At 69.3% G+C, this 16,752-nt stretch carries 8 protein-coding genes; 1 reads left to right on the forward strand and 7 read right to left on the reverse strand.

Annotated elements, in window-relative coordinates:
- Window positions 1–6: 6 nt before the first annotated feature.
- Together OOK38_RS03610 and ngcE are read right to left on the reverse strand one after the other, a co-directional pair.
- Window positions 7–939 (reverse strand): carbohydrate ABC transporter permease, encoded by a 933-nt coding sequence (locus OOK38_RS03610; RefSeq protein ID WP_266763525.1) that lies wholly within the window; start codon window positions 937–939, stop codon window positions 7–9.
- A gap of 58 nt (window positions 940–997) precedes the next feature.
- A complete protein-coding gene (ngcE, locus tag OOK38_RS03615) occupies window positions 998–2,449 on the reverse strand; it encodes an N-acetylglucosamine/diacetylchitobiose ABC transporter substrate-binding protein (protein ID WP_266763524.1) in 1,452 nt (483 codons plus the stop codon).
- Window positions 2,450–3,023: 574 nt separating this feature from the next.
- Here ngcE and OOK38_RS03620 point away from each other — a divergent pair.
- Entirely contained in the window at window positions 3,024–6,761 is a 3,738-nt protein-coding gene (locus OOK38_RS03620; protein WP_266765898.1) for a GH92 family glycosyl hydrolase, read from the forward strand.
- A gap of 80 nt (window positions 6,762–6,841) precedes the next feature.
- On the opposite strand, the gene OOK38_RS03625 is transcribed toward OOK38_RS03620, so the two are convergent.
- The 5 genes from OOK38_RS03625 to acnA all read right to left on the reverse strand — a co-directional run bounded on the left by OOK38_RS03625 (window position 6,842) and on the right by acnA (window position 16,599).
- A complete protein-coding gene (locus tag OOK38_RS03625; RefSeq protein WP_266763523.1) occupies window positions 6,842–10,120 on the reverse strand; it encodes a GH92 family glycosyl hydrolase in 3,279 nt (1,092 codons plus the stop codon).
- Window positions 10,121–10,495: 375 nt separating this feature from the next.
- Window positions 10,496–11,566, reverse strand: coding sequence for a lytic polysaccharide monooxygenase (locus tag OOK38_RS03630; protein WP_266763522.1), 1,071 nt, complete (start codon window positions 11,564–11,566; stop codon window positions 10,496–10,498).
- A gap of 234 nt (window positions 11,567–11,800) precedes the next feature.
- On the reverse strand, window positions 11,801–13,267 hold the full coding sequence (locus OOK38_RS03635; RefSeq protein WP_266763521.1) for a HAMP domain-containing sensor histidine kinase: 1,467 nt from the start codon (window positions 13,265–13,267) through the stop codon (window positions 11,801–11,803).
- Between the two features lie 185 nt (window positions 13,268–13,452).
- Window positions 13,453–13,695 (reverse strand): hypothetical protein, encoded by a 243-nt coding sequence (locus OOK38_RS03640; protein WP_266763520.1) that lies wholly within the window; start codon window positions 13,693–13,695, stop codon window positions 13,453–13,455.
- A 189-nt stretch (window positions 13,696–13,884) separates the two neighbouring features.
- A complete protein-coding gene (acnA, locus tag OOK38_RS03645) occupies window positions 13,885–16,599 on the reverse strand; it encodes an aconitate hydratase AcnA (RefSeq protein WP_323178779.1) in 2,715 nt (904 codons plus the stop codon).
- Between the last annotated feature and the right edge of the window lie 153 nt (window positions 16,600–16,752).

The following is a 16,752-nucleotide window of genomic DNA, read 5'->3' on the forward strand; positions in this document are numbered from 1 at the left end:
TCCCGCTCAGAACTCGATGCGCTCGCGGCGGGTGGCGCGCAGCGTGACCACGGACAGGATCAGGGTGAGAAGGAGCATGACGACGCCCATGGCACAGGCGTAGCCGCTCTTTCCGAAGTAGAGGAAGTTGCGCATCATGACGTTCGCCATGACCTCGCTGTGGTGGTCGGGCCCGCCGCCGTAGCCGGTGCCCTGGGTCGTGGTCGAGACGAGCACGAACATGTCCATCGCGATGATGCCGAGATAGACCCAGGCGGTCTGCACCGTGTCCCACAGCAGGGGCAGGGTGACCCGGAAGAAGGTGTGGGTGCGGCTCGCGCCGTCCAGCAGCGCGGCCTCGTAGATGTCCCGCGGGATGGACTGCATGGCGGCGGAGAACAGCACCAGATAGAAGCCGACGCCGTGCCAGACGACGACCGCCATCAGGCACCAGAGCACCAGGTTGGGCTCGTTCATCCACTCGACGGGACTGCTCGCGTCGACCAGGCCCAGCTTGATCAGCAGGCCGTTGAGCAGACCGCCGCTGTCGCTGCGGTAGAGGGCCCCGAAGAGCACCGCGACGATCGCGAGCGACAGCACCTGCGGGAAGAAGTACACGATCTTGTAGAAGCGCGAGCCGGCGACGCCCTGTACGCCACCGGCGCCGCCCCGCCCGCCCGCGTTCACCATGAAGGCGAAGAAGAGGGCGAGCAGGATGGTGATCACCGGGATGAACACCAGGAACAGGATGTTGTGCCAGATCGCTTGGAGGAAAACGTCGTCCTGGAACAACGCCTTGTAATTGTCCAGGCCGACGAAACCGAACGTCTGCGACTGGCCGCTCCAGTCGGTGAAGGAGTAGCCGATGGTCTGTATGTAAGGCCAGATCACGAAGATCAGATACAGCGCCAAAGGTGCGAGGAGAAACCCCGCGACGAACCGGTACTGCCCTTTTCGCATGGCATCCTGCCCCTGGTGTTCCGGGTGTGCGTGACCCTGGTGTTCCGGGTTTACGTGATCAGTCGCGGTGGTTCTTCTTGGACTCCGGGTCCTTCGCCGCCTTGTCGACCGCGGCCTGGGCCCGCTTCAGCCATTCCTTCGGCTGAATACGCTTGGACATCAGCTCGTTGGACGCGGTCTCGATGGCCGTACCCATCTCGCTGTACCAGTTGGGGTACAGGTAGTTGAAGGTATTGTCGCCCGCCGCCTTCGACGCGTCGACGGTCGACTGCGTACCGGGACGCAGCTCGACGCCGTCGGACACACCGTCCTTGAGGATGGTGAGCGAGTTGGCCTTCTGCGCGAAGAGCGTCGACCACTCCTTGGAGAGCATGGAGCGCATGAACTCCTTGGCCTCGGGCAGGTTCGCGGCCTTCGCCGGGATGATGAACGGCTCGCCGGAGCCGGCCCGGATCGCCTCGAACGGCAGCTTGCTGTCGGGCAGCAGGGGCATCGGCATGAACTTCATGTCGAAGTCGGCCGGGGTCTGCTTGAGCTGCTCGTTCTCCAGCCAGGAACCACAGGTGATGAAGGCGGCCTTGTACTGGTTCCACCGGGTCTGCGACTCGGTGTGGGTGAGGCCGTTGGTGCCGGGCAGCAAGTAGCCCTTCTCCACGATCTCGTAGATCGCCTCGACGGCCGCCTGGGCGGCGTCGGACCCGACGAACGCCTTGGGGTCGAGGTTGTCGATCGCCTTCATGGCGTCCAGACCGCCCTTCTTGGCGATCAGGTCCATGATGGCGACGTTGATGTAGTACGGGTACTTGCCCTGGTGGGCGAGGCCGCCGATGCCCTGCGACTTGGCGTCCTTACAGATGGCGAGGAAGTCGTCCCAGGTCTTCGGGACCTCCCAACCCTTCTCCTTGAAGAGCTTGCCGGAGTACCACAGGCCCCACACCGTGTAGATGTAGTTGAGGGCCACGACCTTGCCGCCCTGCAGGCCCGGGTCGAGCGTGCCCGGGATCAGGGTGTCACGGACCTTCTTGCTCGGGTCGTCGATGGACGGCGCGTCCAGGACGGCGGCCAGGTCGAGGAGTTGGCCGCTCTTGTAGAGCACGTCCAGCTTGATCTGCTGGGCGCCCGAGTCGTCGACGATGTCCGGCGGGTTGCCGCCGTTGAAGCGCGGCTGGAGCTTGCCGGTGATCTCCTGCGTGCCGGTGTGGGCGCTCTTGGTGCCCCACTTCTTGTCGAAGGAGGCTTCCCACGCCTTGGCGTACTCGTCGCCGTAGCCGCCCTTGAAGACGACGACGTCGAGCTTTCCGCCGCCCTTCTTCACGCCGAAGGGGTTGTCCTTGCTGGTCTTGCCGGTGCCCTTGTCGCCCGACTTGTCATCGTCGCCCCCGCCGCTCGCACACGCGGACAGGAAGCTCATCGTCGGGACGGTGATCAGACCGAGTGCGGCCGACCTCTTGATGAGGTCACGGCGGCCGACACCCTCGGGGCTGCTGTTCTCGGCGGAAGTGGATCCCATGCTCAAGTCCTCGCCTTCTCCAGGACTCAGGCGGTGAACCGGATCCTCCCCGGCACCGCGGTTAGGTCAAGCTGGGGTCGTGCGTGGGGGATTCAGTGGGACGAATCGGCGGTAGGTGTATCGACCACGGTCCGCCGGCCCTCGAAATTCCCCCCTGGGTCCTGCCTGTCCGGAGCCAGTCGATCGACTGGCCGGACGCGACAGGTATAGTCCACTTCCCGCCAAGGGAGCAAGATCGAATGCAGGTTTGCCCGTCGGTCTTTTCCGAGTTGAGACCTCCCGGAAATATGGGGCAGCTCCGGACCACCCCGGCGAAGATCCTTAGAGGGCCAACCTCCCGCAATGAACGCAATGCACGGTTCGTCACACGGTATTCACCCCGGATGCCACACCCAACACCCTTGACATCACTGACAACTTGACGCCCAAATGGTCCTTGCGCATCGAATTTGACAACGTTGTCCAGGTGCAGGGAGGGTGCTCGCGCATGCAGCACAGAGCTCGGTACAGACAGAGTTCCACGAGTCGGACCGGATGGCTTTCCCCGACGGCACTGGGGGTGGCAGCGCTTTCCCTGGTGGTGGCATCGCAGGGCGCGGCGGTCGCCCTGCCCGCCCAAGCGGCGGTCGCCGACCGGGATTTCAGCTCCTCGTTCGAATCGGGCGATCCGGCTCCGGACTGGCTCAACACGGTGGATACGGCTCCTGACGGGACGAAAAGGTCCTCGGGTGTCGACGGCGGCTACAGCACCGGCATCCCCGGCAATGTGACCGACCATGTCACCGACGTGCGGGCCAGCGGCGAGAACACGGGCGCGGGCGAGGTCAAGGAGAACCTCGTCGACGGCGAGTCGAGCAGCAAGTGGCTGACCTTCGAGCCCACCGGCTGGGCGGAGTTCGACCTGGACGCGCCGGTCAAGGTGGTCACGTACGCGCTCACATCCGCAAACGACCACGACGAGCGCGACCCCGCGGACTGGACCCTCCAGGGCTCCACCGACGGCAAGGACTGGAAGACCCTCGACACCCGCTCCGGCCAGTCCTTCGACGAGCGGTTCCAGACGAAGTCGTACGACATCGAGAGCCCCGTCGAGTACCAGCATTTCCGTCTTGAAGTCACCAAGAACAACGGCGGCGACATCCTGCAGCTCGCCGATGTCCAGTTCTCGACGGGTAAGAGCGACGACCCGACGCCCAAGGACATGCTCTCGCTCGTGGACCGGGGGCCGAGCGGCTCGCCGACCGCGAAGGCGGGCGCGGGCTTCACGGGCAAGCGGGCGCTGCGCTACGCCGGCACCCACAAGGGCGACGGCCGGGCGTACTCGTACAACAAGGTCTTCGACGTGAACGTCGCCGTCGGGCGCGACACCGAGCTGTCGTACCGGATCTTCCCCTCGATGGCGGACGGCGACCGGGACTACGACGCGACGAACGTGTCCGTGGACCTGGTCTTCACCGACGGCAGCTCGCTCAGCGGCCTGAACGCCACGGACCAGCACGGATTCGCGCTGACACCCCAGGGCCAGGGCGCCTCCAAGGTGCTGTACGTCAACCAGTGGAACAACGTGTCGTCGCGGATCGGGTCCGTCGCGGCCGGGAAGACCGTCGACCGGATCGTCGTCGCCTACGACTCGCCGAAGGGCCCCGCGAAGTTCCGCGGCTGGCTGGACGACGTCTCGCTGAGGACCGCCGCCCCGCAGAAGCCCAAGGCGCACCTGTCCGACTACGCGCTGACCACCCGGGGCACCAACTCCAGCGGCGGCTTCTCGCGCGGCAACAACTTCCCGGCGACCGCCGTCCCGCACGGCTTCAACTTCTGGACGCCGGTGACCAACGCGGGCTCGCTGAGCTGGCTGTACGACTACGCCCGCGCCAACAACGCGGACAACCTGCCCACCATCGAGGCGTTCAGCGCGAGCCATGAGCCGAGCCCCTGGATGGGTGACCGGCAGACCTTCCAGGTGATGCCCTCGGCGGCCTCCGGCACCCCGGAGACCGGCCGGGCGGCCCGCGAGCTGGCCTTCCGGCACGAGAACGAGACCGCGCGCCCGTACTACTACGGCGTGACCTTCGAGAACGGTCTCAAGGCGGAGATGGCGCCGACCGATCACGCCGCCGCCCTGCGCTTCACCTACCCCGGCGACGACGCGAACGTGATCTTCGACAACGTCACCGAGCAGGCGGGGCTGACGCTGGACACCTCGGCGGGCGTGGTGACCGGCTACTCGGACGTGAAGTCCGGCCTGTCGACCGGCGCCACGCGGCTCTTCGTGTACGGGGTCTTCGACGCCCCGGTGACCGAGGGCGGCTCCAGCGGCGTCAAGGGCTATCTGAAGCTCAAGCCCGGCTCCGACCACTCCGTCACCCTGCGTCTGGCCACCTCGCTCATCAGCCTCGACCAGGCCAAGGACAACCTGCGCCAGGAGATCCCGGACGGCACGTCGTTCGGGGCGGTCAAGGCCGGGGCCCAGAAGCAGTGGGACCGGCTGCTCGGCAAGGTCGAGGTGCAGGGCGCGACGCCGGACCAGCTCACGACGCTGTACTCCAGCATGTACCGGCTGTACCTGTACCCCAACTCCGGCTTCGAGAAGGTGGGTTCGAAGGACCAGTACGCCTCGCCGTTCGTCCCGATGCCGGGTCCGGACACCCCGACCCACACCGGCGCGAAGATCGTCGACGGCAAGGTGTACGTCAACAACGGCTTCTGGGACACCTACCGGACGACCTGGCCGGCGTACTCCTTCCTGACGCCTGGTCAGGCGGGTGAGATGGTCGACGGGTTCGTTCAGCAGTACAAGGACGGCGGCTGGACCTCGCGCTGGTCCTCGCCCGGGTACGCGGACCTGATGACCGGCACCTCGTCGGACGTGGCGTTCGCGGACGCGTACGTCAAGGGCGTCGGCTTCGACGCGGAGTCGGCGTACGACGCGGCGCTGAAGAACGCCACGGTCGTCCCGCCGACCTCCGGTGTCGGCCGCAAGGGCATGGCCACCTCCCCCTTCCTTGGCTACACGAGCACCGCCACCGGCGAGGGCCTGTCGTGGGCCATGGAGGGCTACGTCAACGACTACGGCATCGCCGAGATGGGCCGTGCGCTCTACAAGAAGACGGGCAAGAAGCACTACAAGGAGGAATCGGACTATTTCCTCAACCGCGCCCAGGACTACGTGAACCTGTTCGACTCCAAGGCCGGCTTCTTCCAGGGCCGGGACGCGAAGGGCGACTGGCGGGTCGACTCCGCGAAGTACGACCCGCGCGTGTGGGGCTACGACTACACGGAGACCAACGGCTGGGGGTACGCGTTCACCGCGCCGCAGGACTCGCGGGGTCTGGCGAACCTGTACGGCGGCCGGAGCGGGCTCGCGGAGAAGCTCGACACGTACTTCGCCACGCCCGAGACCGCCTCGCCGGACTTCGTGGGCTCGTACGGCGGGGTCATCCACGAGATGACGGAGGCCCGGGACGTACGGATGGGCATGTACGGGCACTCCAACCAGGTGGCCCACCACGTGAACTACATGTACGACGCGGCCGGACAGCCCTGGAAGACCCAGAAGAACGTCCGCGAGGTCCTCTCCCGGCTCTACACCGGCAGCGAGATCGGGCAGGGCTACCACGGTGACGAGGACAACGGCGAGCAGTCGGCCTGGTACCTCTTCTCCTCGCTCGGCTTCTACCCGCTGGTGATGGGAAGCGGCGAATACGCCATCGGCTCACCGCTGTTCACCAAGGCGACGGTCCACCTGGAGAACGGCCGGGACCTGGTGATCAAGGCCCCGCGGAACAGCGCGAAGAACGTGTACGTGCAGGGTGTGCGGTTCAACGGCAAGCAGTGGAAGTCGACTTCGCTGCCGCACTCGCTGATCTCCCGCGGCGGGGTGCTGGAGTTCGACATGGGCGCCAAGCCGTCCTCGTGGGGCACCGGCAGGAACGCGGCGCCGGTGTCGGTCACCGAGGACGACAAGGTGCCGTCGCCGCGCTCGGACACCCTGAAGGGGGACGGCGCGCTGTTCGACAACACCTCGGCGACGGACACCGCGGTCACCTCGGTGGACCTGCCGGTCGGCGCCGCCACCGAGGGAGTCCAGTACACGCTGACGTCCTCGGACCACGCGAAGGCTCCGGCCGGCTGGACCCTCCAGGGCTCCTCGGACGGAACGACGTGGAAGGACCTCGACAAACGCTCCGGCGAATCCTTCCGCTGGGACAAACAGACCCGGGCGTTCACGGTCGCGGACCCCGGCTCGTACGCCCACTACCGCCTGGTGCTCGACGGCGAGTCGACCCTCGCGGAGGTGGAACTGCTGGCCTGACGCACGGGCGAAGGGAAAGGGGCGGGCCCGGAGGAGACTCCGGGCCCGCCCCGCGTTCATGGACGGATCAGCTCACCGGCTCACCGGCTCACCGCGAGGGTGAAGACGTGCAGGTCCGCGTTGTCCGGGAGTTTGACGCTCTTGACGGTCTTCCCCGCCGGTGCCTGGAAGGGCTGGGTGGCGAAGACGTAGGTGGCCACCGGGTCCTTGTCGGCACCGGCGACATTGCGGTAGGCCGCCTTGGCGATGGTCTTGTTGCCGTACTGGACGGTGCCGCCCCCGCCGCCGACGGTCCAGTCGGTGAAGGACAGATCGACGGAGTCGGTGCCGCCGTCGGTGTACGTGACGGTCGCCCTGGTCTGCTGGTTGCCGTTCACGGCGCTGCCGATGAAGGACAACCGGCTCACGGGGTCGGCCAGTTCGATGGTCTGCGCGGTCGCCGAGGCGTTGTCGGGGCGGCCGGACGGCGAGTTCGGCCAGGTGTAGGTGAGACCGTCCACCGTGCCCTGGGTGCCCGGGGTCAGGCCCACGGCGGCGAGGGCCTGACGGGAGTAGCTCCAGCCGCCGCCGTCGTAGTCGGCCTCGTCGTGGTCACCGCTGTCGTCGGAGACACCGGTGTTGTTGTAGGCCGCCAGGAGGGACCCCGGGGCCGCGACCGTCAGGGCCACCGGCTGGGCGTACGACGTGTCGGCCGAGGTCACCCTGACCTTGACGTCGTAGAACCCCTGCTCGGCGTCGTCGGCGGCGGTCAGGGTGATCCGCTGGGCGCCGTCGGTCACCGTGCCCTCGGCGGGCGTCGCCGTCACGCCGTCGGGCACGTCCACGTGGAAGCGGACCTCGGGCCCGGCGCCACCCCCGAGAGCGAGGGCGCGGATGTCGAGCGCGGTGCTCCCGCCGGGCGCGAGCGTCGCCGCGGTCGGGCCCACACCGATCTGGTACGGCTGCTCACCCTTGCGGAAGGACGGCGGCGCGGCCGTCTCGGCGCTGCCCCAGCTCTTGTCGGGCGTGCCGGACAGCGTGTAGTCGAGCGTGCCGCCGTCGCGGACGAAGGAGGCCGGGAGCCACGGCCGTTCGCTCGTACGGCCGTCGACGCGCAGCGACTGGACGTACGGGGCGTCCGCGGCCGCGCCCCGGGCCCGGATCTCGATGTCGTCGCCGCCCGGACGCTCGATCTCGATTCTCGGGAACAGCGGCGAGGACAGGGTGAGTTCGCCACGGGAGGGCACCTGGGGGTACATGCCGAGCGCGGAGAAGACGTACCAGGACGACATCTCGCCGAGGTCGTCGTTGCCGGGGATGCCGCCCGGCTCCGTCGACCACAGCTTGCCCATCGCCGCACGGACGGTCTCCTGCGCCTTGTAGGGCGCGCCCGCGTAGTCGTACAGGTAGGGCACGTTGACCGACGGCTCGTTGTCCAGCTCGGACTTGTCGCCGCCGCTGCCGGTGAACGCCCAGCTGCCGTCGGCGTTGTGGAAGAAGGTGTCGAGGCGGTCGAGGGCCTTGGCGCGCCCGCCCATGGCGGCGAACAGGCCCGCCGGGTCGTGCTGCACCATCCAGGTGTACTGGGCCGCCGTGCCCTCCACGAAGCCGTTGCCGGTCGCCGGGGTGAAGCCGGTGACCCAGCTCCCGTCGGCCTTGCGGTTGGCGATGTAGCCGCCGCCGGGGTCGGCCGCGATGTTGAAGGTGTTCTGCCACCACTGGGAGCGTTCGGCGAAGTCGGCGGCCGTCTTCTTCTCCCCTGCGGCCGAGGCCAGTTGGGAGATCGCGAAGTCCGCGCCGGACATCTCCAGGGTCTCGGCGGCGCCGCCCCAGGCGTTGGACACGGACGGCATGTAATGGTGTTCGAGGTACTTGTCGAGCGAGGGCCGCTGGCCGACCGAGAGGACGGGCTTGCCCGCCGAGGAGAGGTCCCCCTCGGTCGGCACGGTGGCCGCCTTCACCAGGGAGGCGAGCGCGCCGCGCAGGTCGAAGTCCGTGCCGCCGAAGGCGCGGATGCCGGCGAGGGCGGCCGGTGACGGGTCGCCGTTCATGACGTGGGTGCCGCTCGCGCCGTGCAGCCAGCGGTCCCAGACTCCCCCGTTCTGCCGGGCGAGTTCGAGCAGCGACTGCGCGATGTCGGAGCCGGTGTCCGGGTTGAGCAGGGTCAGCAGCTGGACCTGGGAGCGGTAGACGTCCCACCCGGAGAAGGTGCCGTACTGCGCCTCGTGGCCGCGGCTCACGGTGTGCACCTGGTCGTCGGGGCCCCGGTATCTGCGGTCGGCGTCGCTGATGACGTTCGGGTGCAGGAGGGCGTGGTAGAGCGCGGTGTAGAAGGTGGTGCGCTCGGTGTCGGTGCCGCCGCCGACGCCGATCGCGCCGAGCCTCTCGCGCCAGGCCCGGTGGGCGGCGCGCCGCACCGAGGCGAAGGAGCGGGACGGCGGGTTCTCGGCCGCGAGGTTGGCGGTGGCGCCGGCCTGACTGACGTACGAGATACCGACCTTGACGTTCACCGGGTCGGTGCCGGGCTCGAACTCCACATAGCCGCCCGCCCCCTTGCCCGCGACGGGTCGGCCGCCCTGTTCGAAGCCTCCGGTGCCGCCGCTCGCCTCGGTGGCCCCCGGGCTCAGCCGGTCGTCCTGCCAGGTGCCGGTGGTCTTGAAGTCACGGTCGAAGCGGGCGGTGAAGTAGAGGGTGTAGTAGGAGCGTCGGCCCTCGGGGTCGAGGTAGCCGCAGAAGTTCCCGGAGGTGACCGAGCCGGAGACCGTGCGTGTCCCGGGGTCGATCCGCACCGTGGAGTCGGTCGAGCCGACCTCGGAGTTGGCCGTGCGGATCAGCAGCGAGGCGGGCTTGTCGGCCGGGAAGGTGAAGCGGCCCGAGCCGGTGCGCGCGGTCGCGGTGAGGTCGGCGGTCACTCCGGAGGCGAGTCCGACCTTGTAGTGGCCGGGCTCGGCCTGCTCGTCGGCGTGCGCGAAGCCGGCCGCGTAGACGGCGTCCTTGGTGTCGCTCGCCGGGGAGGAGGTGACCTCGCCCGCGTACGGGAAGAACGGGATGTCGCCGCTGCCGCCCGCGCATCCCGTTCCGGACATGTGGGTGAGGCTGAAGCCCCGGATGCGCGTGGCGTCGTACTGGTAGCCGCCGGGCGCGGCCGTGCGGGTGGCGTCCCCGCGGGTGTTCTCCGGGCTCCAGGAGAGCATGCCGAAGGGCGTGACGGCGCCCGGGAAGACATTGCCGCCGTTCTTGGTGCCGATGAGCGGGTCGACGTACGCGGTGGGGTCCTGGACGAGTTCCGGTGGACCTGACGGGGGTGCGGCGAGCACCGGAGTGGCGCCGGCGACCGTCAGGGCGACGGCCAGCAGGACGGATGACGGACGGAAACGCATGACGCGGCCCCTCCTCCTTCGGACGGGTCGCGCACCACAGGTCGCACAAGCCGCAGGGACAGTAACGTGCGCCACGGGTACCACGGAAGACCGCCTGCGCCGCCGGGACGCGCCCGGTGCACACCCCAATGGCGCCACCGAAGGCGCGCCCGGCACGCACCTCATGGCGCGGCCCGCGCCGGGTCGGCCGTCAACTGGCTTGACATCGTTGTCCGTTGAGGCGATAGAGTCGTGTGCAGACCGTTCGACAACGTTGTCGCACACCACGGTCGCCACAAGCCGCACCATCCCGGGCAGGGCCTCCCCCGACCCGTCCGGGCTCGCGGACCGGGCGGGTCCGAACCCACCCACCCGGTCCGCCCCGAGCGTCGCTGTTCAACCGACCCGACAGGGCAGTGCTGTTGACGGATCGTCGCCCGAGCCCGAGACGACGTATCCGAACGTCGTACTGCCGCCCGGACTCAGCGAGCCGTTCCAGTCGGCGTTGTGCACCATCACGTCCTGGCCGCCGTAGGTCGCGTTGCCGTTCCACAGGCTGGCGACCGACTGACCGCCCGGCAGCGTCCAGTCGACCATCCAGCCGAGCATCGGGACGTCGCCGGTGTTGGTGACGGTCACCTCGGCCTGGTAGCCGCCGGACCAGCTGTTGGTGGTGCGCCGGGTCGCGGAGCACGCGCCGGGCGGGGGTTCGGTCGGGTTGCCGGGGTCGTGGATTCCGGTGACCTCGCCGTTGCCGCCGTCGAAGACGACGTCGGAGCAGGAGTAGAAGGTCTCCGCGCTGTCCGAGCGCTGCCAGACCACGTAGACGATGTGGCGGCCGGTCTTGCCCGCCGGCAGCCTGCCGCTCCAGGAGTAGTTGGCCTCGACCGTGCCCGGGGTTCCGTTGAGCGCCGGGTGGTCGACGGTGAGGAACGGCTGGTCCTCCATGGCGTCCCAGGTGAGCGCGCGGGTCGGGTCGAAGCCGTCCTTGGTGATATAGACGTAGAACCAACCGGGGTGCGCGGCCCAGGCGTTGTACGCGAAGTCGACGGTCGCGCCCGAGGCGAGATGGGTCAACGGCCAGTCGGAGCGCGGCAGATCGAAGCCCGTGAAGTTGGGGTTGCCGCCGCTGCACAGCTGACCGTCCGGGACGAAGCCGCGGGTGCGCCCCGCGCCGTCCGAGCGCAGCACCGAGAACCAGTTGTAGAACGGTGTGGTCCCGCTGACCTGTTGCGCCGCCTTGCAGGCGGGGTTCACGGGTTTGATCTCGCCGGTGTCGGTCAGCCCGTCCTGCCAGCACAGGAACGTGCGGCTGCCGGGCTTCATGGGCGTGCCGTGCGCCTCCGCCCGCCCGCCGGCCATGACGATCAGGGCGAGAGCCGGAAGCGCGGCCAGCAGGGCGAGGAGGACGAGGAAGGTGGACGGGTGGCGGCCGGGAAGCCGTAATCGGGAGAACGGTCGTCGCATTCTTGCTAGGTACATGACAATCTGCTCCTTCGTGGACCCGTGCGGGATCGGGGTGAGGTGGGAGCGACCCCCGGGGCAGGTTCCGGTCCGCCGATGGGAGCGCTCCCACCTCACTCGGAAATTAGCGCGCGCGGGAACCCCTGTAAACGCCTGGCGCATCCCGCACACCCGTGGGTCGCGCCCCGGTTCCCCGGACAGGCCCTGATTCCCCGGACGGCCTTGACCGGCTCGCGCTCACCTCCGGGGGAAGACGGCCGCTTCCCCTCCGGCCCGGGGCGCCGGTGTGCGCTCCCCTGCGGCCGGACCGGCCGGGGGCGCGGGCTCCGCGGCCGGGAGCTCGACGGTGAACTCCGTACGGCCCGGGACGCTCTCGGCGTGGATCCGGCCGTGGTGGGCCGTCGTGATCGCCGCGGCGATGGCCAGACCGAGACCCGAACCGCCGTGTCCGGGAGAGACGCGGGAGCGGGAGGGGTCGGCCCGGGTGAAGCGTTCGAAGACCCTGGGCAGCAGGGAGGGCGGGATGCCGGGGCCGTCGTCGCGGACCCGGATCGTGCGGGACGCGCCGGTGACCTCCACCGTGGTGACGACCGTCGTGCCGGCCGGTGTGTGCGCACGGGCGTTGGCCAGCAGGCCGGCCACCACCTGACGGAGCCGGGCCTCGTCGCCGACGACCAGGGCCGGGGAGTCCACGAGCAGGGCGAGCCGCCAGGTGTGGTCCTCCCCCGCGGCCCGCGCGTCCCACACCGCCTCGGCGACCAGCGCCGCCAGGTCCACCTCCGCCGACGGCAACGGCCGTCCCTCGTCCAGCCGGGCGAGCAGCAGCAGCCCCTCGACAAGGCTCGTCATCCGTGCCGACTCGGCGGACACCCGCCGCCAGGCCAGGGCCGGTTCGACCGGCCCGGTGCCCCGGTTCATCAGCTCCGCGTATCCGGCGATGGACGCCAGCGGCGTACGGAGTTCATGGCTCGCGTCGGCGAGGAAGCGCCGCATGCGTTCCTCGCCGCGGCGCGTCTCCTCCTCGCCGCGGCGCCGTTCCGCGAGGGAGCTCTCGACGTGGTCGATCATGCGGTTGAGCGCGGCGCCGACCTGGCCGGCCTCGCTGCCGGGGTCGGCGTCCCGTTCGGGTACCCGGGTCAGGCCGGTGACGCCGCCGTGCCCCAGGGGCGAGCGGGAGACCTCGGCGGCGGTGGCGGCGACCCGTCCGAGCGGGCGCAGCTGACGCCGGATGACGACCGCGCAGAGGCATCCCGCCACGGTGAGTCCGGCGGCCGCGACCACGCCCTCGACCACGATCAGACCACGGATCATGTCCTGTACGTCGTCCATCGGGAGCCCGGTGAGCACGGGCCGTCCGCCGCCGTCGAGCGCGGTGACGCGGTAGGTGCCGAGCCCGGGAACCGTCCGGGTGTGCAGTGAGCCGTCCGCCTCGATGCCGGCGAGGGCCGAGCGCTGGGCGGCGCCGAGGTCGCGCAGCCCGCCGGACCCGCTCACCACCTTGGCGGCGATGACGGCCCCGTCGTCGTCGAGGCGGGCGGCGATCGTGCCGATGGGCTGCCCCTGCTCGTCGAGGAAGGCGAGGTCCGCCCCTACGCCCCGCCCGATGGAGACGCCGCCCTGGCCACGCTCGGCGGCGTCGGCGACCCGCTGGTCCAGGTCGCCGAGCAGACAGGCGCGTTGCGCGAGGACCGTGGTGAACGCCATGGTCACGCACACCGCGCCGAGTGCCAGGCAGACGAGGGCGAGGAGGCGGACTCCCAGGGACCGCGTTCGCCGGATCGGCGAGGGCGGGATCGGTGTACGCGGAGAGCGCGTCCGCGGGGACCGGGTGAAGCGGGATCGCCCGCACGGTCGCGTCCACGGTGGGCGGCGCGCGCCGGGCAGGGTGCTCATCTCCCGCCCTCCGGCGGCCTGGTGGCGTCCCCGAAGCCCCTCGCTGTGGGCGCCATCGGTGCCCGCCCCTTGCCGGGCCGCGTCGCGGGCAGGGCGCTCCGCCCGTCGGCCACCGGGCAGGGCAGGCCGCCCGCCTCCGTCACGGCGGTGGACAACGGTTCCATGAGCACCGGCCCGTCGTCCACCGTCAGCACACGGACCCGGACACGGCCGACAAGGACCCCAGAAGCGCCAGTCATGGGGCAATCGTGTCCCGGCCCGCTGGGGGAATCCTGTGTTCCACCTGAGCACCGCCGATGTCCTGAAACCGACTTCGGGGGCGGACGGCGAAGGGCCGCACCCCCGTCACCGGGGATGCGGCCCTCAACTGCCTTGGAGCTGCCCCAACAACCTCTTGGAGCTGCCCTACAACTGCGTTACCGGACCGCTTAGTTGCGGATCAGGTTGCGCAGCACGTACTGCATGATGCCGCCGTTGCGGTAGTAGTCCGCCTCGCCGGGGGTGTCGATGCGGACGACCGCGTCGAACTCGACGCCGGTGTCGGTGGTGACCTTCACCGTGCGCGGGGTGGTGCCGTTGTTGAGCTCCTCGACGCCGGTGAAGGAGAAGGTCTCCTCGCCGGTCAGGCCGAGGGACTCGGCCGTGGCGCCCTCCGGGAACTGGAGCGGCAGGACGCCCATGCCGATGAGGTTCGAGCGGTGGATGCGCTCGTACGACTCGGCGATGACGGCCTTGACGCCGAGGAGCGCGGTGCCCTTGGCGGCCCAGTCGCGGGACGAGCCGGAGCCGTACTCCTTGCCCGCCAGGATGACGAGCGGGATGCCCTGCTCGATGTAGTTGCGCGAGGCGTCGTAGATGAAGGAGACGGGGGCGCCTTCCTTCGTGAAGTCGCGGGTGTAGCCGCCCTCGGTGCCCGGCGCGATCTGGTTGCGCAGACGGATGTTGGCGAACGTACCGCGGATCATGACCTCGTGGTTGCCGCGGCGCGAGCCGTAGCTGTTGAAGTCACGACGCTCGACACCGTGCTCCGTGAGGTACTTGCCTCCGGGGGTGTCGGCCTTGATCGCACCGGCCGGGGAGATGTGGTCGGTGGTGACCGAGTCGCCGAGCTTGGCGAGGACGCGCGCGCCGGCGATGTCCGAGACCGGGGTGGTCTCCATCGTCATGCCCTCGAAGTAAGGGGGCTTCCGGACGTACGTCGACTGCGGGTCCCACTCGAAGGTGTTGCCCTCGGGGATCGGCAGCGCCTGCCACTGGGCGTCGCCCGCGAAGACGTCCTGGTAGGACTTGTTGAACATGTCCTCGCCGATGGCGTTCGCCACGACGTCGTTGACCTCGGCCTCGGAGGGCCAGATGTCCGTCAGGTAGACCGGCTTGCCCTCGGTGTCGGTGCCGAGCGCGTCGCGGGTGATGTCCACCTTCATGGAGCCCGCGAGGGCGTAGGCGACCACCAGCGGCGGGGAGGCCAGGTAGTTCATCTTGACGTCGGGGTTGATACGGCCCTCGAAGTTCCGGTTGCCGGAGAGCACCGAGGTGACGGCGAGGTCGTGGTCGTTGACGGCCTTGGAGACCTCGTCCGGCAGCGGGCCGGAGTTGCCGATGCAGGTGGTGCAGCCGTAACCGACCAGGTTGAAGCCGACCTTGTCGAGGTAGGGGGTGAGCCCCGCCTTGTCGAAGTAGTCGGTGACGACCTTGGAGCCCGGGGCGAGGGTGGTCTTGACCCACGGCTTGCGGGTCAGGCCCTTCTCCACGGCCTTCTTCGCGACGAGCGCGGCGGCGACCATGACGTACGGGTTCGACGTGTTGGTGCAGGAGGTGATGGCCGCGACCGTCACCGCACCGTGGTCGATCTCGTAGGTCGAGCCGTCGGGGGCCGTGACCGTGACCGGGTTGGTCGGCACGCCGTTGGCGGAGGCCGGGGAGTCGGAGGCCGGGAAGGACTCCTTGCCCGCCTCGTCGTCGTCGGCGACGTAGTTGCGCACGTCGCTCTTGAACTGCTCGGAGGCGTTCGCGAGGACGATGCGGTCCTGCGGGCGCTTCGGGCCGGCGATCGAGGGGACGACCGTCGAGAGGTCGAGCTCCAGCTTCTCGGAGAAGTCGGGCTCGGCGGCCGGGTCGAGCCAGAGGCCCTGCTCCTTGGCGTACGCCTCGACGAGCGCGAGCTGCTGCTCGGAGCGGCCGGTCAGCTTGAGGTACTTGATGGTCTCGCCGTCGATCGGGAAGATCGCGGCGGTGGAGCCGAACTCCGGCGACATGTTGCCGATGGTGGCGCGGTTGGCCAGCGACGTGGCGGCCACACCCTGGCCGTAGAACTCGACGAACTTGCCGACGACACCGTGCTTGCGCAGCATCTCGGTGATGGTCAGCACGAGGTCGGTGGCGGTCGTGCCCGGGGTGAGCTCACCGGTCAGCTTGAAGCCGACGACACGCGGGATGAGCATGGAGACCGGCTGGCCGAGCATCGCGGCCTCGGCCTCGATGCCGCCGACGCCCCAGCCGAGGACGCCCAGGCCGTTGACCATCGTGGTGTGCGAGTCCGTACCGACGAGGGTGTCGGGGTAGGCCTGGCCCTTGCGGACCATGACCGTGCGGGCCAGGTGCTCGATGTTGACCTGGTGGACGATGCCGGTGCCCGGCGGGACGACCTTGAAGTCGTCGAACGCGGTCTGGCCCCAGCGCAGGAACTGGTAGCGCTCCTTGTTGCGGCCGTACTCCAGCTCGACGTTCTGGCCGAAGGCTTCCTTCGTGCCGAACTTGTCGGCGATGACGGAGTGGTCGATGACCAGCTCGGCCGGGGAGAGCGGGTTGACCTTCGCCGGGTCGCCGCCGAGCTCCTTGACGGCCTCGCGCATGGTGGCGAGGTCGACGACGCAGGGCACGCCGGTGAAGTCCTGCATGATCACGCGGGCGGGCGTGAACTGGATCTCCTGGCTGGGCTGGGCCTGGGAGTCCCAGTTACCGATGGACCGGATGTGGTCGGCGGTGATGTTCGCGCCGTCCTCGGTCCGGAGCAGGTTCTCCAGCAGCACCTTCAGGCTGTACGGAAGGCGAGCCGAGCCTTCCACCTTGTCCAGCCGGAAGATCTCGTACGACTCGTCGCCCACCTGCAGCGTGCTGCGGGCGTCGAAGCTGTTCGCCGACACGACAGTCTCCTTCATTGATGTGCGCGTTCCCACCGCATCCTGCCGCCACGACGTCATGGCCGATCCGCTAAGGTAAGGCTAAGTTAGGTAGCCCTTACCGCCGGACGGCCGACGCAGTGCGACTGCGGTACGCCTCGGCAGATATCTCGATGT

Origin of the sequence: Streptomyces sp. NBC_00568, from assembly GCF_026341855.1 — a bacterium.
Lineage (GTDB): Bacteria > Actinomycetota > Actinomycetes > Streptomycetales > Streptomycetaceae > Streptomyces.

Bases quoted from the DNA above. Each gene is read 5' to 3' on its own strand.
- OOK38_RS03610 (WP_266763525.1), bottom strand. From the start codon at position 939: ATGCGAAAAGGGCAGTACCGGTTCGTCGCGGGGTTTCTCCTCGCACCT.
- ngcE (WP_266763524.1), bottom strand. From the start codon at position 2,449: ATGGGATCCACTTCCGCCGAGAACAGCAGCCCCGAGGGTGTCGGCCGC.
- OOK38_RS03625 (WP_266763523.1), bottom strand. From the start codon at position 10,120: ATGCGTTTCCGTCCGTCATCCGTCCTGCTGGCCGTCGCCCTGACGGTC.
- OOK38_RS03630 (WP_266763522.1), bottom strand. From the start codon at position 11,566: ATGCGACGACCGTTCTCCCGATTACGGCTTCCCGGCCGCCACCCGTCC.
- OOK38_RS03635 (WP_266763521.1), bottom strand. From the start codon at position 13,267: ATGGCGTTCACCACGGTCCTCGCGCAACGCGCCTGTCTGCTCGGCGAC.
- OOK38_RS03640 (WP_266763520.1), bottom strand. From the start codon at position 13,695: ATGACTGGCGCTTCTGGGGTCCTTGTCGGCCGTGTCCGGGTCCGTGTG.